16 protein-coding genes are annotated in these 19,537 nt (G+C 61.1%); 12 read left to right on the forward strand and 4 right to left on the reverse strand.

The genetic code is table 11. The annotated features are described in order from the left end of the window. The first annotated feature begins 25 nt into the window (after positions 1-25). Both FPT12_RS16505 and dapC read left to right on the forward strand, forming a co-directional pair. Positions 26-2,728 (forward strand): [protein-PII] uridylyltransferase, encoded by a 2,703-nt coding sequence (locus FPT12_RS16505; RefSeq protein ID WP_145017514.1) that lies wholly within the window; start codon positions 26-28, stop codon positions 2,726-2,728. A gap of 44 nt (positions 2,729-2,772) precedes the next feature. Next, positions 2,773-3,972, forward strand: coding sequence for a succinyldiaminopimelate transaminase (gene dapC / locus FPT12_RS16510; RefSeq protein WP_145017516.1), 1,200 nt, complete (start codon positions 2,773-2,775; stop codon positions 3,970-3,972). A 310-nt stretch (positions 3,973-4,282) separates the two neighbouring features. On the opposite strand, the gene FPT12_RS16515 is transcribed toward dapC, so the two are convergent. Then, positions 4,283-4,900 (reverse strand): nitroreductase family protein, encoded by a 618-nt coding sequence (locus FPT12_RS16515; RefSeq protein WP_145017518.1) that lies wholly within the window; start codon positions 4,898-4,900, stop codon positions 4,283-4,285. Next, the gene (locus FPT12_RS16520) at positions 4,897-5,832 is read right to left on the reverse strand and encodes an EamA family transporter (protein WP_145017520.1); all 936 of its coding nucleotides are present in this window, start codon (positions 5,830-5,832) and stop codon (positions 4,897-4,899) included. The genes FPT12_RS16515 and FPT12_RS16520 overlap by 4 nt, the downstream gene beginning before the upstream one ends. 80 nt (positions 5,833-5,912) lie before the next feature. Here FPT12_RS16520 and FPT12_RS16525 point away from each other — a divergent pair, with 80 nt between their 5' ends. The 5 genes from FPT12_RS16525 to FPT12_RS16550 all read left to right on the forward strand — a co-directional run bounded on the left by FPT12_RS16525 (position 5,913) and on the right by FPT12_RS16550 (position 10,027). After that, on the forward strand, positions 5,913-6,425 hold the full coding sequence (locus FPT12_RS16525) for a MarR family winged helix-turn-helix transcriptional regulator (protein ID WP_145017522.1): 513 nt from the start codon (positions 5,913-5,915) through the stop codon (positions 6,423-6,425). A gap of 447 nt (positions 6,426-6,872) precedes the next feature. Then, entirely contained in the window at positions 6,873-7,235 is a 363-nt protein-coding gene (locus FPT12_RS16535; protein ID WP_256676783.1) for an ArsC family reductase, read from the forward strand. 33 nt (positions 7,236-7,268) lie between these two features. Then, positions 7,269-8,303, forward strand: a complete 1,035-nt coding sequence (gene dapD / locus FPT12_RS16540) for a 2,3,4,5-tetrahydropyridine-2,6-dicarboxylate N-succinyltransferase (RefSeq protein ID WP_145017528.1) — start codon at positions 7,269-7,271, stop codon at positions 8,301-8,303. A gap of 117 nt (positions 8,304-8,420) precedes the next feature. Beyond that, entirely contained in the window at positions 8,421-9,626 is a 1,206-nt protein-coding gene (locus FPT12_RS16545) for an aminotransferase class V-fold PLP-dependent enzyme (protein WP_145017530.1), read from the forward strand. After that, positions 9,623-10,027, forward strand: coding sequence for a SufE family protein (locus FPT12_RS16550; protein ID WP_145017532.1), 405 nt, complete (start codon positions 9,623-9,625; stop codon positions 10,025-10,027). Before FPT12_RS16545 ends, FPT12_RS16550 begins: the two co-directional genes overlap by 4 nt. 88 nt (positions 10,028-10,115) lie before the next feature. On the opposite strand, the gene tcdA is transcribed toward FPT12_RS16550, so the two are convergent. Continuing rightward, positions 10,116-10,928 (reverse strand): tRNA cyclic N6-threonylcarbamoyladenosine(37) synthase TcdA, encoded by an 813-nt coding sequence (tcdA, locus tag FPT12_RS16555; protein WP_178098782.1) that lies wholly within the window; start codon positions 10,926-10,928, stop codon positions 10,116-10,118. A gap of 218 nt (positions 10,929-11,146) precedes the next feature. Between tcdA and FPT12_RS16560 the strand changes: the two genes are divergently transcribed. The 4 genes from FPT12_RS16560 to FPT12_RS16575 all read left to right on the forward strand — a co-directional run bounded on the left by FPT12_RS16560 (position 11,147) and on the right by FPT12_RS16575 (position 16,375). Next, entirely contained in the window at positions 11,147-13,738 is a 2,592-nt protein-coding gene (locus tag FPT12_RS16560) for a glycosyltransferase (protein WP_145017536.1), read from the forward strand. A 199-nt stretch (positions 13,739-13,937) separates the two neighbouring features. Next, positions 13,938-15,089 carry a succinyl-diaminopimelate desuccinylase gene (gene dapE, locus FPT12_RS16565; protein WP_145017538.1) on the forward strand — a complete coding sequence of 384 codons (1,152 nt, stop codon included), beginning with the start codon at positions 13,938-13,940 and terminating at the stop codon, positions 15,087-15,089. Further along, positions 15,089-15,898: a putative RNA methyltransferase gene (locus FPT12_RS16570; protein ID WP_145017540.1), complete on the forward strand. Its 810-nt coding sequence runs from the start codon at positions 15,089-15,091 to the stop codon at positions 15,896-15,898. Before dapE ends, FPT12_RS16570 begins: the two co-directional genes overlap by 1 nt. Positions 15,899-15,997: 99 nt before the next feature. Then, positions 15,998-16,375: a hypothetical protein gene (locus tag FPT12_RS16575; protein WP_145017542.1), complete on the forward strand. Its 378-nt coding sequence runs from the start codon at positions 15,998-16,000 to the stop codon at positions 16,373-16,375. Positions 16,376-16,542: 167 nt separating this feature from the next. Here the strand turns inward: FPT12_RS16575 and FPT12_RS16580 are convergent, their stop codons facing one another. After that, a complete protein-coding gene (locus tag FPT12_RS16580; protein WP_054595898.1) occupies positions 16,543-16,752 on the reverse strand; it encodes a cold shock domain-containing protein in 210 nt (69 codons plus the stop codon). A gap of 245 nt (positions 16,753-16,997) precedes the next feature. Here FPT12_RS16580 and plsB point away from each other — a divergent pair, with 245 nt between their 5' ends. After that, the gene (plsB, locus tag FPT12_RS16585; RefSeq protein ID WP_145017544.1) at positions 16,998-19,502 is read left to right on the forward strand and encodes a glycerol-3-phosphate 1-O-acyltransferase PlsB; all 2,505 of its coding nucleotides are present in this window, start codon (positions 16,998-17,000) and stop codon (positions 19,500-19,502) included. Positions 19,503-19,537: the final 35 nt, after the last annotated feature.

Below are 19,537 nucleotides of genomic sequence, written 5' to 3' on the forward strand. Positions count from 1 at the left end.
CAGCCTATAGAAGGAAAGCCAATCGATGCCGCAGGTGGATCCCGAACTCTTCGACCGCGGCCAGTTCCAGGCCGAACTGGCCCTGAAGGCAAGCCCGATCGCGGCCTTCAAGAAGGCCATCCGCCAGGCACAAGAGGTGCTCGACGCGCGATTTCGCAGCGGACGGGATATTCGCCGGCTGATCGAGGATCGCGCCTGGTTCGTCGACAACATCCTGCAACAGGCCTGGGAGCAGTTCAATTGGAGTGAAGACGCCGACATCGCGCTGGTCGCAGTTGGCGGCTACGGTCGCGGCGAACTGCACCCCTACTCCGACATCGATTTGCTGATCCTGCTGGACAACGCCGACCACGAAGTTTTCCGCGACTCCATCGAGCGTTTTCTGACGCTGCTATGGGACATCGGCCTGGAAGTTGGCCAGAGCGTACGCTCGGTGGACGAATGTGCCGAACAAGCCCGCGCCGACCTGACCATCATCACCAACCTGATGGAGAGCCGCACCATTGCTGGTCCCGAGCACTTGCGCCAGCGCATGCTCGATGTCACCAGCACTGAGCACATGTGGCCGGCCAAGGATTTTTTCCTGGCCAAACGCGCCGAACAAAAGGCACGTCACCACAAATACAACGACACCGAATACAACCTGGAACCCAACGTCAAAGGCTCGCCCGGCGGCCTACGGGATATTCAGACGATTCTGTGGGTGGCACGCCGCCAATACGGCACGCTGAACCTGCGCGCACTGGCGGGCGAAGGCTTCCTGGTGGAAAGCGAAAACGTCCTGCTGGCCTCGTCCCAGGAGTTTTTGTGGAAGGTTCGCTACGCCCTGCACATGCTCGCTGGCCGCGCCGAAGACCGCCTGCTGTTCGATCACCAGCGCTCGATCGCCGGGCTGCTGGGCTTTGAAGGCGATGACGCCAAGCACGCCATCGAAAACTTCATGCAGCAGTACTACCGGGTGGTAATGAGCATTGCCCAGCTCAGCGACCTGATCATCCAGCATTTCGAGGAAGTCATCCTCGCGCCGGAAGATGAAGCGCCGCCGCAACCGATCAACTCGCGCTTCCAGCTGCATGACGGCTACATCGAGGCGATCAACACCAACGTGTTCAGACGCACGCCGTTTGCCATGCTGGAAATTTTCGTACTGATGGCCCAGCAACCGGAAATCAAGGGCGTGCGGGCCGACACCATTCGTCTGCTGCGGGAACACCGGCACCTGATCGATGACGACTTCCGCAACGATATTCGCAACACCAGCCTGTTCATCGAACTGTTCAAATGCAAGATCGGCATCCACCGCAACCTGCGACGGATGAACCGTTACGGCATTCTCGGGCGCTACCTGCCGGAATTCGGTTTTATCGTCGGGCAGATGCAGCACGACCTGTTCCATATTTATACGGTCGACGCCCACACCCTGAACCTGATCAAACACCTGCGCAAATTGCAGTACACCCAGGTGTCCGAGAAATTCCCGCTGGCCAGCAAGCTCATGGGCAAGCTGCCCAAGCCGGAGCTGATCTACCTTGCCGGGCTGTACCACGACATCGGTAAGGGCCGGCATGGTGATCACTCGGATATCGGGGCGGTCGACGCCGAAGCGTTCTGCCAACGCCACCAACTGCCCGTGTGGGACAGTCGACTGATTGTCTGGCTGGTGCAAAACCACCTGGTGATGTCGACCACCGCCCAGCGCAAAGATCTGTCCGACCCGCAAGTGATCCACGACTTCGCGCAGATCGTCGGCAACGAAACCCGCCTCGATTACCTGTACGTGCTGACCGTTTCCGACATCAACGCCACCAACCCGACGCTGTGGAACTCCTGGCGCGCCAGTTTGCTGCGCCAGCTCTACACCGAAACCAAGCGGGCCTTGCGCCGCGGCCTGGAAAACCCGGTCGATCGCGAAGAGCAGATCCGCCAGACCCAAAGCGCCGCCCTGGATATTCTGGTACGCGGCGGCACCGACCCGGACGATGTCGAACAACTCTGGTCGCAACTGGGCGATGATTATTTCCTGCGTCACACCGCTGGCGACGTGGCCTGGCACACTGAGGCCATCCTCCAGCAGCCAGCCGACGGCGGGCCACTGGTACTGATCAAGGAAACCACCCAGCGCGAGTTCGAGGGCGGCACGCAGATCTTCATCTACGCGCCGGACCAGCACGACTTCTTCGCCGTGACCGTGGCAGCGATGGACCAGCTCAACCTGAACATTCACGACGCCCGGGTGATCACCTCCACCAGCCAGTTCACCCTCGACACCTATATCGTGCTCGATACCGATGGCGACTCGATTGGTGACAACCCGGCGCGGGTCAAGCAGATCCGCGACGGCCTGACCGAGGCCCTGCGCAACCCGGACAACTACCCGACCATCATCCAGCGTCGGGTGCCGCGCCAGCTCAAGCATTTTGCATTCGCACCACAAGTGACGATCCACAACGACGCCCAGCGTCAGGTGACGGTGCTGGAGCTCAGCGCCCCCGACCGTCCGGGTCTGTTGGCACGGATCGGCACGATCTTTCTCGAATTCGACCTGTCGCTGCAGAATGCCAAGATTGCCACCCTCGGCGAGCGGGTCGAAGACGTGTTCTTCATCACCGACGCGAGCAATCACCCGTTATCCGACCCGCAGCTGTGCAGCCGCTTGCAGGATGCGATCGTCGAACAACTGAGCGTCAGCCCCGAACCCTCTATCGAACTGTCGCGCATCAGCATCTGAATGCGCGCCATGATTTAACTGCTTTTGAGTGAGACCCCGCACCGATGAACAACGCCCTGAACCAGCTCCAGCCTTACCCGTTCGAGAAACTGCGCGCCCTGCTCGGTGCGGTGACGCCAAATCCCGACAAGCGCCCGATTGCATTGTCCATCGGCGAGCCGAAGCACCGTTCGCCAAGCTTTGTGGCCGAAGCGCTGGCGAGCAATCTGGATCAGATGGCGGTGTACCCGACCACGCTTGGCATCCCGGCCCTGCGTGAAGCCATTGCAGGCTGGGGCGAGCGGCGCTTTGGGGTACCGAGTGGCTGGATCGATCCAGCGCGCAACGTGTTGCCGGTCAACGGCACTCGCGAAGCGCTGTTCGCTTTCACCCAGACCGTGGTCAATCGCGGCGACGATGCACTGATCGTCAGCCCGAACCCGTTCTACCAGATCTATGAAGGCGCAGCGTTCCTCGCTGGCGCCAAGCCGCATTACCTGCCGTGCCTGGATGAAAACGGCTTCAACCCGGACTTCGACGCCGTATCGGACGATATCTGGAAGCGCTGCCAGATCCTGTTCCTGTGCTCGCCGGGCAACCCGACGGGCGCGCTGATCCCGGTCGAAACCCTGAAAAAACTGATCGCCCTGGCCGACGAGCACGACTTCGTGATCGCCGCCGACGAGTGCTACAGCGAGCTGTACTTCGACGAGCAGACACCACCGCCAGGCCTGCTCAGCGCCTGCGTGGAACTGGGCCGCAAGGATTTCAAACGCTGCGTGGTCTTCCACAGCCTGTCCAAGCGTTCCAACCTGCCGGGCCTGCGCTCGGGTTTCGTCGCCGGCGATGCCGAGATTCTCAAAGGCTTCCTGCTGTATCGCACCTATCACGGCTGCGCCATGCCGGTTCAGACTCAACTCGCCAGCGTTGCCGCGTGGAATGACGAAGTGCATGTACGGGCCAACCGTGCGCTGTACCGCGAGAAATACGATGCAGTACTGGAAATCCTCAGCCCAGTGATGGACGTACAGCGTCCGGACGGCGGTTTCTACCTGTGGCCGAACGTTGAAGGCGATGATGCCGCGTTCTGCCGTGATCTGTTTGTCGAAGAGCACGTGACGGTGGTGCCGGGCTCTTATCTATCCCGTGAGGTTGACGGTTTCAATCCGGGGGCAGGCCGGGTGCGCCTGGCATTGGTCGCGCCGCTGGCAGAGTGCGTTGAAGCAGCAGAGCGCATTCGCAGCTTTATAGTTAACCGCCATTAACAAACACCAGGCCTGCACCGTGCAATACGCTGCAGGCCCATTTAAATACACTGCAATCCAGCCGAAAAAAAAGATCCATCGGTGAGCACACCACATACTGGAAACCAGGCCGAAAACACTCAACTCAGCACAGCCGACAAGGCCTTCGCTCGACTGATTTACCCGAAATGACCCGCGATCATTGAGTGCCCTCATTTCACCACGCCAAAATTGGCCACACTTAAATCCAGTAAGTCGCAAGCAGTTCGAACACATCCAGCCCCTGCTATTTCAGTCAGTGGAGTGAGCCCGAACAGGATGGTGAAGGCTCTTAGGCGAATGCCAGCACCTCATGCAAAGGCCGACGTACTTTTTGCGGCCAGTTGCCGACAGCCGGGTAGCCGGCGGTGACCAGCATGACCGGCAGTTCATTGGCCCCCAGGTCGAACTCCCGCGCCACGCCCTCGGCATCGAAGCCGCTCATGGCCCCGCTGGCCAGGCCCATGCCTTGCGCCGCCAACATCAGCGTCATGGCGGTAAGGGAGGCCGAACGCAGCGCCTCGTCGCGTTGCAACTGCGGATTGCCCGCGTGCGATTCGCTGGCCATGGCCGCCCAGCCCTGGAGGGTGGCGGGCGGCAGAATGCCGGCGTCGACCGAGGGCTGCAGCATCTGCGGCAGCGTCTCGTGGGCCGCCAGGGTGCCGCAGATGATAAAGGTCACGGGGGCGTCCAGCACCTGGCGCTGCTGGTAGGCCACGGCATGCAGGCGGGCCTTGGCTGCGTCCGAGCGCACCGCGATAAATTTCCAGTTCTGCAGGTTGTAGGCCGAGGGCGCGCGGGTGGCTAGCTGCACCAACTCGCGGATGACCGACTCGGGCAGATCGCGACCGGCCTGATAACGGGTGGTGGAAACTCGCGACTCGATAAGGTTCTTGATGGCAGTGTTCATAGCATTCTCCGTTGCACAGGGTTTTCTAGAGTGGATAAATCAGTGTGCTTTTGGTTGGCCGGCGAGCCTGAGGTCGATGCCCATTGCACCGCCAGGATGCTGCCCAACACTGTGATCAGCCCCAGCAGCGCCAGACCGGTGATGCTCTGTCCCAGCAGCGCCCAACCCAGTAGCACGGCCACCAGCGGGCTGAGCAAGCCCAGGGATGACACCGCCACCGGCCTCAACCGGGCAATCCCGCGAAACCACAGCACATAGGCCAGCAGCGCGCCGAACAGCGACAGGTAGGCGTAACCCAACCACTGGCTGAGGCTCAGGCTCGGCAGCGGCGGATCGACCAGCCAGGCCAGCGGCAGCAGCAACAGGCCGCCCACCAGCAGCTGCCAGCCGGTAAAGGCCAGCAGCGGTATCGCCAGCTGCCAGCGCCGTGTCAGATAGGTGCCGGCCGCCATGCAGGTGGTGCCGATAAAGGCCGCGGTTATGCCGATCGGGTCCCAGGAGGCACCCGGCGCCAGCAGCAGCGCGGCCATCCCGACGATCCCCAGCACGCTGGCGCCGACCGCCAGATAAGCCGGGCGTTGGCGGTCCAGTGTCCATACCAGGCCCATCACCAGCAGCGGCTGGATGGCCCCGACCACGGCAGCCAGGCCGCCGGGCAAGCGGTAGGCGGCGACAAACAGCAGAGCCTGGAAGAAGCCGATATTCAGCGCCGCCAGTATCAGCAGGCGCAACCATTCGGCGCGTTTGGGCAGATGCCGGCTGTACAGGACCAGCAACAGACCGGCTGGCAACGCGCGCAGCAAGGCGGCGGTAAAGGGCCGATCCGCTGGCAAGAGTTCGGTGGTGACTATATAGGTCGAGCCCCAGATGGCCGGGGCCAGCGCCGTGCTCAGGACGTCCAGCCAGGAACTGCGGGTGCTTAACTTGTGCATGCACTTACCTCGCATTCAAGATAAAATGGAAGTTAGTAGTATTTTGTCTTGAGTTCAAGATAAATTTTGAGGAGTAGAGCATGACAACCGAACGACAGGCCGATGCGGTCGACATGATTCTTCGACAGTGGCGCCGCGAGCGTCCGGATCTGGACGTCAGCCCCATGGGCACCATTGGCCGGGTCAAGCGCTGCTCGGTGCTGCTGCAGCGTGAACTGGCTAAGGTCTTCAGCGCGTTCGGCCTGAATGCCTGGGAGTTCGATGTGCTGGCCACCCTGCGTCGCGCCGGTGCGCCCCACTGCCTGGCGCCGACCGCGCTGTTCTCGTCCTTGATGATCACCTCCGGCACCATGACCCGGCAGCTGCAGCAGTTGGAAGCCGCCGGCTGGGTCAGTCGCACGCCCAACCCCAGTGACGCGCGCAGCCTGCTGGTGCAATTGACCCCGGCCGGGCTGGAGCTGATCGACCGCGCGGTGACCGCTCATGTCGCCAACGAGGCGCGGATTCTGGCGCCTATGGCGGCGGCACAGCTGGCGCAGTTGGATGAGCGGCTATCGGAGCTGTTGGCGGTCTTGGAACCGGCGGCCGAGTGATTTCTGAAAACCTGTTTATGACCTGCTGCGCGTCGGCGATACCGCGTTAAAAACAGCCTCAGAATGCTCACTTACAGCCCGTAAACTGCGCTTCTTCGGCTGTTTTTGCCTTTTATCCTCTAGCTCGCGAGATCGTAAACAGGTTCTAAGGCCCTGTGTCCGCAGCACCTTCGGTCGCAAACGCCGCTTCAGCCGCGAAACGCCAACCCGTATCAGCAGGACAGGACGGCTAAGCCGGTTTGCACAAAACGCGGGGCCCAGGCAATCGACAGCATTGAAGTGCCATATCAGTCGCTTAGACTGGCGACTGACCGTTGCACCCATGTCGCACGGAACCGATGATCCTCCCGGCAAAAGGACAAACCCAACCACGGCCGACGCGAACCCGCGCGGTCATGGCATAATCCTTCACCTTTTATTTTCAGCACCTCAAAAGGGGGCAATTCCTTGACCGATTCAAGCAAAACGTTGCACCTTTTCGGCATCAAAGCCTGCGACACCATGAAAAAGGCGCGCACCTGGCTCGATGAAAACGCTGTCCATTTTGATTTCCATGATTACAAAACGGCCGGAATCGACCGTGAACACCTGACCCAGTGGTGCAACGAGCACGGCTGGCAAGTGGTGCTCAACCGTGCAGGCACGACCTTTCGCAAGCTCGACGACGAACGCAAAGCCGATCTCGACCAGACGAAAGCAATCGAACTGATGCTCGCACAACCTTCGATGATCAAGCGCCCGGTGCTCGATCTCGGTGACCGAACCCTGATTGGCTTCAAGCCAGACATTTACGCGGCAGCGCTCAAGTAAGCCAGCCCGTTCAATTTTGTTAGAGGTATAAACATGTCCACTACCCTGTTCAGCCTGGCCTTTGGTGTCGGCACTCAAAACCGTCAAGGTGCATGGCTGGAAGTGTTTTACGCAGCTCCGGTTCTCAAGCCATCGGCTGAGCTCGTCGCCGCTGTCGCGCCGATTCTGGGCTACACCGAAGGCAATCAGGCCATCGCGTTCAGCACCGCCCAGGCCGCGCAACTGGCTGAAGCCCTGAAAGGTGTCGATGCTGCACAAGCGGCGCTGCTGACCCGCCTGGCAGAAAGCCACAAGCCGCTGGTCGCCACCCTGCTGGCCGAAGACGCACAACTGAGCTCCACCCCTGAGGCCTACCTCAAGCTGCACCTGCTGTCCCATCGCCTGGTCAAGCCACACGGCCTGAACCTGGCCGGGATCTTCCCGTTGCTGCCGAACGTGGCCTGGACCAGCCAGGGCGCAATCGACCTGAACGAACTGGCCGAGCATCAACTCGAAGCCCGTCTGCGTGGCGAGCTGCTGGAAGTGTTCTCGGTCGACAAGTTCCCGAAAATGACCGACTACGTCGTGCCGGCTGGCGTGCGTATCGCTGACGCGGCACGTATTCGTCTGGGCGCCTACGTGGGTGAAGGCACCACCGTGATGCACGAAGGTTTCGTCAACTTCAACGCCGGCACCGAAGGCCCGGGCATGATCGAAGGTCGCGTCTCTGCGGGCGTGTTCGTCGGCAAGGGCTCGGACCTGGGCGGCGGCTGCTCGACCATGGGCACCCTGTCCGGCGGCGGCAACATCGTGATCAAGGTCGGCGAAGGCTGCCTGATCGGCGCCAACGCCGGTATCGGCATTCCATTGGGCGACCGCAACACTGTTGAGTCGGGCCTGTACGTGACCGCTGGCACCAAAGTGGCACTGCTGGACGAGAACAACACACTGGTCAAAGTACTCAAGGCCCGCGAACTGGCCGGCCAGCCTGACCTGTTGTTCCGCCGCAATTCGGAAACCGGTGCCGTGGAATGCAAAACCCACAAATCGGCCATCGAACTGAACGAAGCGCTGCACGCTCACAACTAAGCAGCCTCAAATGATCACCTGTGGGAGCGAGCCTGCTCGCGAAGCTTTTTGGCGGCCTCAAGGGCGCCATCGCGAGCAAGCTCGCTCCCACAGGGTCATGCGCATAGGCCGAACAACATGATGATTCCCTCGCCCTGGCGCGCCGATTTCCCGGCCATCGCCGCTCTGCAACGCCAAGACCAGACCTATCTGGACAACGCCGCCACCACCCAGAAACCCCAAGCCCTGCTCGATGCGCTGGCGCACTACTACGCCAACGGCGCGGCCAACGTCCATCGTGCGCAACACCTGCCCGGCGCCCACGCCACGCAGGCGTTCGAAGGCAGCCGCAGCAAAGTCGCGCATTGGCTCAATGCTGGCAACAGCGGGCAAATCATCTTTACCCACGGCGCAACCTCTGCGCTGAACCTCCTGGCCTATGGCCTGGAACACCTATTCAATCCGGGCGATGAAGTTGTCATCAGCGCCCTGGAACACCACGCCAACCTGTTGCCGTGGCAGCAATTGGCGCACCGTCGCGAGCTGAAACTGGTGGTGCTGCCACTGGACGCAGACGGCCTGATCGATCTCGACATCGCCGCCCAACTGATCGGCCCGCGCACGCGGTTGCTGGCGGTCAGTCAATTGTCCAACGTGCTCGGCGCCTGGCAACCGTTAGCGCCATTGCTGGCGCTGGCCAAGGCACAGAACGCCTTGACCGTGGTCGATGGCGCTCAAGGCGTGGTCCATGGCCGCCATGACGTGCAGGCACTGGGTTGCGACTTTTACGTTTTTTCCAGCCACAAGCTCTATGGCCCGGACGGTCTTGGCGTGTTGTATGGCCGCAACGAAGCCTTGCAACAGCTGCGCCCATGGCAGTTCGGCGGCGAGATGGTGCTGGACGCCAACTACCACGACGCACGTTTCCGCCCCGCCCCGCTGGGCTTTGAAGCCGGCACGCCACCGATTGCCAGCGTGATTGGCCTGGGGGCGACCCTCGACTATCTCGCCGGTCTGGACCAGGACGCCGTGTGCGCCCACGAAGCCGCGCTGCATGATTACCTGTTGAAGGGTTTGCAGGCGCGCAATGGCATTCGCCTGTTGGGCAAGCCGCAACTGGCGCTGGCCAGCTTTGTCGTCGAAGGCGTGCACAACGCCGATTTGGCGCATCTGCTCACCGAACAGGGCATCGCTGTACGTGCCGGACACCATTGCGCCATGCCGTTGCTGAAAAGCTTCGAGCTGGCGGGAGCGATTCGGGTTTCGCTGGCGCTGTATAACGACTCGGAAGACCTTGAGCGCTTTTTTGAAGCCCTTGATCAGGCGTTGGAGTTGTTGCGATGAGCCTGCCAGCGGATGCCATTACGGCACTGGAAACCTTTCAGGCCGCTGCCGGCTGGGAACAACGCGCTCGCTTGCTGATGCAATGGGGCGAACGGCTTCCGGCGTTGAGCGATGCAGACAAGACCGAGGCCAATCGCGTACACGGCTGCGAAAGTCAGGTGTGGCTGGTGGGTGCCTTGCAAGATGGCCATTGGCAGTTTGCTGCCAGCAGCGATGCGCGGTTGATTCGCGGGTTGGTGGCGTTGCTGCTGGCGCGGGTCAACGGGTTATCCGCTGAAGAATTGCAGCGGGTTGATTTGCCGGAATGGTTCGATCAGCTTGGCCTGAGCCGACAACTGTCGCCGTCACGCAGCAATGGCTTGAATGCAGTGTTGCAGCGGATGAATGAGTTGGCGGGTTAATCGCCATCGCGAGCAGGCTCGCTCCCACATTGGAATGCGTTCACTGTGGGAGCGAGCCTGCTCGCGATGAGGCCATCAGCCTCAACAATCAAACCTCAGGCTTAGCCCTATCTGCCGGACGCCGCACACCCGCCACGATCTTATCCACAGCCTTGGTCGCGGCGACCATGCCAAAAGTCGCGGTCACCATCATCACCGCGCCAAAACCGCCGGCGCAGTCGAGCTTCACGCCGTCACCAACAAAGCTCTTCTGCAAGCAAATGCTGCCATCGGGTTTCGGATAGCGCAGTTGCTCGGTGGAGAATACGCACGGCACGCTGTAGTGACGGGTCACGGTGCGCGAGAAACCATAATCGCGACGCAACGTGGAGCGCACTTTCGAGGCCAGCGGATCATTGAAGGTACGGTTCAGGTCACAGACCTGGATCAGCGTCGGATCGATCTGCCCGCCCGCACCGCCCGTGGTGATGATCTGGATCTTGCGACGCTTGCACCAGGCGATCAGCGCAGCCTTGGCGTTGACGCTGTCGATGCAGTCGATCACGCAATCGATGTTTGGCGTGATGTATTCGGCCATGGTCTCGCGCGTAACGAAATCCGCCACCGCATGCACGGTGCATTCCGGGTTGATCCCGCGCAAGCGCTCGGCCATCACCTCGACCTTGGGTTTGCCGACGGTGCTGTCCAGTGCATGCAACTGACGATTGACGTTGCTGACGCACACGTCATCAAGGTCGAACAGCGAGATTTCGCCGACACCGCAACGAGCCATGGCTTCCGCCGCCCAGGAACCGACGCCACCGACGCCAACAATCGCCACATGGGCAGCGCGCAAACGCGCAAGGCCTTCGATGCCATACAAGCGGGCAATGCCAGCAAACCGCGGATCTTCTGTACTCATGACCACTACCCTAAAAACCGGCGCGCATTATAGGGCTACGCAGCGACAAGTTTTAAGCTTCAAGCTACAAGTGTAAGAACTTATGTGAAAGTAGATTGCCCAATGTCCGGCTTTTTTCTGTCTGCTGTACGGTCAGTCGAAGGCCAGTGTAGGATGCGCGCCCGTTGGCGTGTGCCAACCGTCCCCTCGTTCCACACCTTTTGGAACCCGATATAGCTATGTCATCGCGTAAATTTGGACTCAATCTGGTGGTAGTGCTGGCGATTGCCGCGCTGTTCACCGGTTTCTGGGCGCTGATCAACCGCCCCGTCACGACCCCCAACTGGCCTGAGCAGATCTCCGGTTTTTCTTACTCGCCGTTCCAGCAAGGCCAGTTCCCACAGAAAAACCAGTTCCCGTCCGACGATGAAATGCGTCGCGACCTGGAGATCATGAGCAAGCTGACCGACAACATCCGGACCTACTCCGTCGACGGTACGCTGGAGGACATCCCGAAACTGGCGGAAGAATTCGGCCTGCGCGTGACGCTCGGGATCTGGATCAGCCCGGACCTTGAGCGTAACGAGCGCGAGATCCAGCGCGCCATCGAGCTGGCCAACAGCTCGCGCAGCGTCGTGCGCGTGGTGGTCGGTAACGAAGCGATCTTCCGTAAGGAAATCACCGCCGAGCAATTGAGCGTGATCCTCGATCGCGTGCGCGCAGCGGTAAAGGTCCCGGTGACCACGTCCGAGCAATGGCACGTCTGGGAAGAAAACCCGATGCTGGCCAAGCACGTCGACCTGATCGCGGCTCACATCCTGCCTTACTGGGAATTCATTCCGGTGGACCAGGCCGGCCAGTTTGTTCTGGACCGTGCCCGCGACCTGAAAAAACTCTTCCCGAAAAAGCCGTTGCTGCTGTCCGAAGTGGGCTGGCCGAGCAATGGCCGCATGCGCGGTGGTGCGGATGCGACCCCGGCTGACCAGGCGATTTACCTGCGCACGCTGGTGAACAAGCTCAACCGCCAGGGCTTCAACTACTTCGTGATCGAAGCGTTTGACCAGCCTTGGAAAGCCAGCGACGAAGGTTCGGTCGGCGCCTATTGGGGCGTGTTCAACGCCGCGCGTGAACAGAAATTCAACTTCGAAGGCCCGGTCGTGGCGATCCCGCAATGGCGGGTACTGGCGGTCGGCTCCGGCGTCCTGGCGTTGCTGTCCCTGACCCTGCTGATGATCGACGGCTCGGCCCTGCGCCAGCGCGGTCGGACCTTCCTGACCTTCACCGCGTTCCTCGGCGGTTCGGCACTGGTGTGGATCGGTTACGACTACAGCCAGCAATACAGCACCTGGTTCAGCCTGACGGTGGGCTTCCTGCTCGCCCTCGGTGCGCTCGGGGTATTTATTGTATTACTGACCGAAGCCCACGAACTGGCCGAGACCGTCTGGACCCACAAACGTCGGCGTGAATTCCTGCCGGTGGTGGGCGACTCGGACTACCGCCCGAAAGTCTCGATCCACGTGCCGTGCTACAACGAACCGCCGGAGATGGTCAAACAGACCCTCAACGCCCTGGCCAACCTCGACTATCCGGACTTCGAAGTCCTGATCATCGACAACAACACCAAGGACCCGGCCGTCTGGGAACCGGTGCAGGCCTATTGCGAAACCCTCGGCCCGCGCTTCAAGTTCTTCCACGTCTCGCCATTGGCCGGTTTCAAGGGCGGCGCGCTGAACTACCTGCTGCCACTCACCGCCAAGGATGCCGAAGTCATCGCCGTGATCGACTCCGACTACTGCGTCGATCCGAACTGGCTCAAGCACATGGTGCCGCACTTCGCCGATCCGAAAATCGCCATCGTGCAGTCGCCGCAGGATTATCGCGACCAGAACGAAAGCACCTTCAAGAAGCTCTGCTACGCGGAATACAAAGGCTTCTTCCACATCGGCATGGTCACCCGTAACGACCGTGACGCGATCATCCAGCACGGCACCATGACCATGACCCGCCGTTCGGTGCTCGAAGAGCTCGGCTGGGCTGACTGGTGCATCTGCGAAGACGCCGAGCTGGGTCTGCGGGTGTTCGAAAAAGGCCTGTCGGCGGCGTACCACCACAACAGTTATGGCAAGGGCCTGATGCCCGATACCTTTATCGACTTCAAGAAACAGCGTTTCCGCTGGGCCTACGGAGCGATTCAGATCATCAAGCGGCACACCGCCAGCCTGTTGCGTGGCAAGGACACCGAACTGACCCGTGGCCAGCGTTACCACTTCCTCGCGGGCTGGTTGCCGTGGGTCGCGGATGGCATGAACATCTTCTTCACCGTCGGCGCCCTGCTCTGGTCGGCGGCGATGATCATCGTGCCGCAACGGGTCGATCCACCGCTGCTGATCTTCGCAATCCCGCCATTGGCGCTGTTCGTGTTCAAGGTGGGCAAGATCATTTTCCTCTACCGCCGTGCGGTCGGGGTCAATATGAAGGACGCATTCTGCGCGGCATTGGCCGGCCTGGCGTTGTCGCACACCATTGCCAAAGCGGTGCTGTACGGCTTCTTCACCAGCAGCATTCCGTTTTTCCGCACCCCGAAAAATGCCGATAACCACGGTTTCTGGGTGGCGATTTCGGAAGCGCGCGAAGAGCTGTTCATCATGCTGCTGTTGTGGGGCGCAGCGCTGGGGATCTACCTGGTGCAGGGCATCCCGAGCAACGACATGCGCTTCTGGGTGACCATGTTGCTGGTGCAGTCGCTGCCGTATCTGGCTGCGCTGATCATGGCCTTCCTGTCTTCGCTGCCAAAACCTGCGCCAGAAACCGAGCCGGCACCTGCCGCTTAAATCTGCGCAAACCACTAAACGGCGGCCTCTGGCCGCCGTTTTGCTTTAAGATATCTGCCATTTTGCAGGGCTTGGCCCCAAAGGCCTGACCCAATACCTGTGGGAGCGAGCGTGCTCGCGATGGGGTTTGTCATACAAACCGTGACATCGTTCATCGCGAGCAAGCTCGCTCCCACATTGACAGTCTCCGGAGCTTCCCATGACGGCCCACGCCGACCTTTCGCCGACCCTCCAACTCGCTATCGACCTGATCCGTCGTCCGTCCGTGACGCCGGTCGACGCCGATTGCCAGAAGCAGATGATGCAGCGCCTGGGCGATGCCGGTTTCGCGCTTGAGCCGATGTGCATCGAAGATGTGGATAACTTTTGGGCCACCCACGGCAAACACGAAGGCCCGGTGCTGTGCTTCGCCGGTCACACCGACGTGGTGCCGACCGGTCCGGTACAGGCCTGGCAGATCGATCCGTTCGACGCGGTGATCGACGAACACGGCATGCTCTGCGGCCGTGGCGCGGCAGACATGAAAGGCAGCCTGGCCTCCATGACCGTGGCGGCCGAACGTTTTGTCGCCGACTACCCGGACCACAAGGGCAAGGTTGCCTTCCTGATCACCAGCGACGAAGAAGGCCCGGCGCATCACGGCACCAAGGCGGTGATCGAACGCCTCGTGGCGCGCAAAGAGCGTCTGGACTGGTGCATCGTCGGCGAACCGTCGAGCACCACCCTGGTCGGAGACGTGGTCAAGAACGGCCGTCGCGGCTCCCTTGGCGCCAAGCTCACCGTGCGCGGTGTGCAAGGTCACGTGGCTTACCCGCACCTGGCAAAGAACCCGATCCACCTCGCCGCCCCGGCCCTGGCCGAACTGGCCGCCGAGCACTGGGATCACGGCAACGATTTCTTCCCGCCGACCAGTTTCCAGATTTCCAACGTCAACTCCGGCACCGGCGCGACCAATGTGATCCCGGGTGATCTGGTGGCAGTGTTCAACTTCCGTTTCTCCACCGAGTCGACCGTCGAAGGCCTACAGCAGCGGGTAGCCGATATCCTCGACAAACATGGCCTGGACTGGCACATCGACTGGGCGCTGTCCGGCCTGCCGTTCCTCACCGAGCCAGGCGCCCTGCTCGATGCGGTGTCGGCAAGCATCAAGACCATCACCGGTCGCGAGACCAAGGCATCCACCAGCGGTGGCACTTCGGACGGGCGCTTCATCGCCACCATGGGTACGCAAGTGGTCGAGCTTGGCCCGGTCAACGCGACGATTCACCAGGTCAACGAGCGCGTGCTGGCCAGCGACCTCGACCTGCTGACCGAAATCTACTACCAGACCCTGATCAAGTTGCTCGCCTGATGCTCGCCTGTCCTATCTGCAGCGCGCCGCTGAATGCGGTCGACAACGGCGTCGCGTGCCCGGCCGGGCATCGCTTCGACCGCGCCCGCCAGGGCTACCTGAACCTGCTGCCGGTGCAACACAAGAACAGCCGTGACCCTGGCGACAACCAGGCCATGGTCGAAGCCCGTCGCGACTTCCTGAATGCCGGGCATTACGCGCCGGTGGCCAAGCGTCTGGCCGAGCTGGCGACTGAACGTGCGCCGCAGCGCTGGCTGGACATCGGTTGTGGCGAGGGTTACTACACCGCGCAAATCGCCGACGCCCTGCCGAATGCCGACGGTTACGCGCTGGATATCTCCCGCGAAGCGGTCAAACGCGCCTGCAAACGTAACCCGCAGTTGACCTGGTTGATCGCCAGCATGGCCCGCGTGCCATTGGCCGATGCCAGCTGCCAGTTCCTTGCCAGCGTGTTCAGCCCGCTCGACTGGCAGGAAGCCAAGCGCCTGCTCAGTCCGGGTGGCGGCTTGATGAAAGTCGGGCCGACCAGCGGCCATCTGATGGAACTGCGTGAGCGTCTGTACGACGAAGTGCGCGAATACACCGATGACAAGCACCTGGCGCTGGTGCCGGAAGGCATGACGCTGCAACACAGCGAAATCCTCGAATTCAAGCTGAACCTGGTCAGCGGTCAGGACCGTGCCAACCTGCTGGCCATGACGCCTCACGGCTGGCGCGCCAGTGCCGAACGCCGGGCGGCCGTCATCGAACAGGCTGAACCGTTCGAGGTCAGTGTGTCGATGCGCTACGATTACTTCGTTCTGCAGTAATTATTTGAAAGCAACCCTTAAACTTTTGGCCTTGAGCAGTGGCTTGAGGCCGGCTAAATCCGCGAATGGATTTTTCAAAACCCGCAGTGAGGAACATCCATGCGCCAACCCGATATCGAGATTTACCTGAAAGACGCCGACGTCGACTACAAGGCCATCGCCACCTGGCTCGGCGCGGCGCTGGGTCCTTGCACCGACTGGGTTCAGAAAGGTCAGACCTACAAGTGCAAGGCCGGCAACGTGCCCGTGACCTGGCTGCCAAAAGCCGTCGGCAAGTGGAACAGCCTGTACCTGGAAAGCGACCAGACGCCGTGGGACGACGACATCGCCTGCGCCCGCGCCGCCTTTGCCGCGCTGAACGTCGAAGTGCGCTGCGCGCCAGGGACCTGGGTCGAGGAAGAAGGTGAAGAAACGGCCGATCGCTGGATTCGCATCAGCGTCGACGGTGAAGAAGAGATCACCTGGAAAACCGTGTAAAACCTGAATCTGCGGGATGCCCAAAATGGCATGCCCAACAGAAATCAAATGTGGGAGCGAGCTTGCTCGCGATAGCGGTGTAAGGCGCGCGGTAGATATCGCGTCGAATGGCGCCATCGCGAGCAAGCTCGCTCCCACAGTGGTTTTGTATGAGGCGAAGTGTGGGTTTACAAACCGACTACGTCTTCAGCCTGCAAGCCTTTCTGCCCGTCCACCACTGCGTACTCAACCTGCTGGCCTTCGGCCAACGAGCGGTGGCCTTCGCCACGGATCGCGCGGTAATGCACGAACACGTCTGCACCGTCCTCACGCTGAATGAAGCCGTAGCCCTTGGCGTCGTTGAACCACTTCACGTTGCCGGTCTCGCGCGTTGCCATCAATCAATCCCCCTATTTTTATTATGGGTCGGCCTGTTCATGAACACGCCTTGAGAACGTTTGCCAGCGCTCGGTTTACTGTAAGAAACAGCACCGATAGTGGCAAACGACTGGCCGAGTATATGACAGTCGTAAAAACTCTCAACTCAAGATTACTTCGGCGCTTTTTTGCCGATTTTCGACGAATCCGGCACACTACCGGCCCCGAGCACTTGCTCGGTTTTTTCAACTAAAGCAGAAGCCGTATGACCCGCTCCCCGTTCCGCCGTCTGGTATTTGGCACCTTGCGCCGACTGTTGTACCTCTGGGTTCGCTCGGAGACGATCAACCAGTCGTCCTTCACCCTCAACCTCGACCGCAGTCGCCCGGTGTTCTACGTCCTGCAAAATCCTTCGCTGACCGACCTTGCCGTGGTCGATACCGAATGCAGCAAGGCCGGGCTGCCACGCCCGGTGTTGCCGACATCGGTGGGCAACCTGCTGGAGCCTGCGGCGTTTTTCTACCTGACGCCTGAGCCCGACTGGCTCGGCCGCCAGGACAAGCGTGGCGCACCGCCTACCCTGACCCGGCTGGTCAGCGCCCTGAGCCAGAATGCCGCCGAAGACGCGCAGATCATCCCGGTCAGCGTGTTCTGGGGCCAGTCGCCGGACAGCGAATCGAGCCCGTGGAAGTTGCTCTTCGCGGATAGCTGGGCAGTGACCGGGCGTCTGCGCCGACTGCTGAGCATCATGATTCTGGGGCGCAAGACCCGCGTGCAATTCTCCGCGCCGATCCACTTGCGCGAGCTGATCGAGCACAACAAGGGCCATGAACGCACCGTGCGCATGGCCCAACGCATTTTGCGGGTGCACTTTCGCAACCTCAAAGCCGCGGTCATCGGCCCGGACATTTCCCACCGTCGCAACCTGGTCAAAGGCCTGCTGAATCAGCCGCAAGTCAAACAGGCGATCCTCGACGAAGCCGAACGCGAGAACATTTCACCGGAGAAAGCCAAAGCACAAGCGCTGCGCTACGGCAATGAAATCGCCTCGGACTACACCTACACCGCGATCCGCTTTATGGAAGTGGTACTGAGCTGGTTCTGGAACAAGATCTACGACGGGGTCAAGGTCAACCACATCGAAGGCGTGCAGAAAGTCGCTCAAGGTCACGAAGTGATCTACGTGCCGTGCCATCGCAGCCACATCGACTACCTGCTGCTCTCCTACCTGCTGTTTCGCAACGGCCTGACCCCGCCGCACGTCGCCGCCGGGATCAACCTCAATATGCCGGTGATCGGCGGCCTGCTGCGCCGTGGCGGGGCGTTCTTCATGCGCCGCACCTTCAAGGGCAATCCGCTCTACACCTCGGTGTTCAATGAATACCTGCACACGCTGTTCACCAAAGGCTTCCCGGTGGAGTACTTCGTCGAGGGCGGCCGTTCGCGCACCGGACGCATGCTGCAACCGAAAACCGGGATGCTGGCGATCACCCTGCGCAGCTTCCTGCGTTCGTCGCGCATGCCGATCGTCTTCATCCCGGTGTACATCGGTTACGAGCGGGTACTCGAAGGCCGGACCTACCTCGGCGAACTGCGTGGCGCGAGCAAGAAGAAAGAATCGATCTTCGACATTTTCAAAGTCATCGGCGCGCTCAAGCAGCGCTTCGGCCAGGTGGCGGTGAACTTCGGCGAGCCGATCAAACTGGCGGAGTTCCTCGACAGCGAACAACCGGATTGGCGCAGCCAGGAGCTTGGCCCACAGTTCAAGCCCGCCTGGCTCAACGAAACCACCAACCGCCTCGGCGAGCGCGTGGCGCGGCATTTGAACGAAGCGGCCGCCATCAACCCGGTGAACCTGGTGGCGCTGGCCCTGCTCTCCACCAGCCGTCTGGCGCTGGACGATCGCGCCATGGCGCGGGTGCTGGATTTGTATCTGGCCTTGCTGCGCAAAGTGCCTTACTCGCCACACACCACACTGCCGAAAGGTGACGGCCGGGCGTTGATCGAACACGTCAAGGACATGGACCTGCTCTCCGAGCAAAGCGATGCGTTGGGCAAGATTCTTTACCTGGACGAGCAAAACGCCGTCCTGATGACCTACTACCGCAACAACGTGCTGCACATCTTCGCCCTGCCGGCGTTGCTCGCGAGCTTCTTCCAGAGCGCGTCGCGCATGAGCCGCGAACAAATCCTGCGCTACACCCGCGCGCTGTACCCGTACCTGCAATCGGAGTTGTTCATCCGCTGGTCGCTGGACGAACTGGATGCGGTGATCGATCAATGGCTCGAAGCCTTTGTCGAACAGGGCCTGCTGCGTTTCGAGAACAACCTGTACTTGCGCCCGGCACCAAGCTCTCGGCATTTCGTGCTGCTGACCTTGCTGTCCAAGAGCATCGCGCAGACCTTGCAGCGCTTCTACATGACGGTTTCCCTGCTGCTCAACAGCGGCCAGAACACCCTCAGCGCCGAAGAACTGGAAGACCTGTGCACGGTCATGGCCCAGCGCCTGTCGATCCTGCATGGCCTGAACGCCCCGGAGTTCTTCGACAAGAGCCTGTTCCGCCACTTCATCCAGACCCTGCTGAACCTCGACGTGCTCAAGCGCGACGAAGCCGGCAAGCTGAGCCACCACGAGCTGCTCGGCGAACTGGCTGAAGGCGCCGCCAAACGCGTGCTGCCGGCGGAAATTCGTTTGTCGATCCGTCAGGTGGCGCTGCACCGCAGCGAAGATGCGGCGGATCAACCCGCACCAGCGCTGCAAGCCGACTAAATGATTTAAAGCCGTCCGCGGTCCGTTAATTGCTT

Origin of the sequence: Pseudomonas sp. H3(2019) (genome assembly GCF_007713465.1) — a bacterium.
GTDB lineage: Bacteria > Pseudomonadota > Gammaproteobacteria > Pseudomonadales > Pseudomonadaceae > Aquipseudomonas.

Bases quoted from the DNA above. Each gene is read 5' to 3' on its own strand.
- FPT12_RS16505 (WP_145017514.1), top strand. From the start codon at position 26: ATGCCGCAGGTGGATCCCGAACTCTTCGACCGCGGCCAGTTCCAGGCC.
- dapC (WP_145017516.1), top strand. From the start codon at position 2,773: ATGAACAACGCCCTGAACCAGCTCCAGCCTTACCCGTTCGAGAAACTG.
- FPT12_RS16515 (WP_145017518.1), bottom strand. From the start codon at position 4,900: ATGAACACTGCCATCAAGAACCTTATCGAGTCGCGAGTTTCCACCACC.
- FPT12_RS16520 (WP_145017520.1), bottom strand. From the start codon at position 5,832: ATGCACAAGTTAAGCACCCGCAGTTCCTGGCTGGACGTCCTGAGCACG.
- FPT12_RS16525 (WP_145017522.1), top strand. From the start codon at position 5,913: ATGACAACCGAACGACAGGCCGATGCGGTCGACATGATTCTTCGACAG.
- dapD (WP_145017528.1), top strand. From the start codon at position 7,269: ATGTCCACTACCCTGTTCAGCCTGGCCTTTGGTGTCGGCACTCAAAAC.
- FPT12_RS16545 (WP_145017530.1), top strand. From the start codon at position 8,421: ATGATGATTCCCTCGCCCTGGCGCGCCGATTTCCCGGCCATCGCCGCT.
- FPT12_RS16550 (WP_145017532.1), top strand. From the start codon at position 9,623: ATGAGCCTGCCAGCGGATGCCATTACGGCACTGGAAACCTTTCAGGCC.
- tcdA (WP_178098782.1), bottom strand. From the start codon at position 10,928: ATGAGTACAGAAGATCCGCGGTTTGCTGGCATTGCCCGCTTGTATGGC.
- FPT12_RS16560 (WP_145017536.1), top strand. From the start codon at position 11,147: ATGTCATCGCGTAAATTTGGACTCAATCTGGTGGTAGTGCTGGCGATT.
- dapE (WP_145017538.1), top strand. From the start codon at position 13,938: ATGACGGCCCACGCCGACCTTTCGCCGACCCTCCAACTCGCTATCGAC.
- FPT12_RS16570 (WP_145017540.1), top strand. From the start codon at position 15,089: ATGCTCGCCTGTCCTATCTGCAGCGCGCCGCTGAATGCGGTCGACAAC.
- FPT12_RS16575 (WP_145017542.1), top strand. From the start codon at position 15,998: ATGCGCCAACCCGATATCGAGATTTACCTGAAAGACGCCGACGTCGAC.
- FPT12_RS16580 (WP_054595898.1), bottom strand. From the start codon at position 16,752: ATGGCAACGCGCGAGACCGGCAACGTGAAGTGGTTCAACGACGCCAAG.
- plsB (WP_145017544.1), top strand. From the start codon at position 16,998: ATGACCCGCTCCCCGTTCCGCCGTCTGGTATTTGGCACCTTGCGCCGA.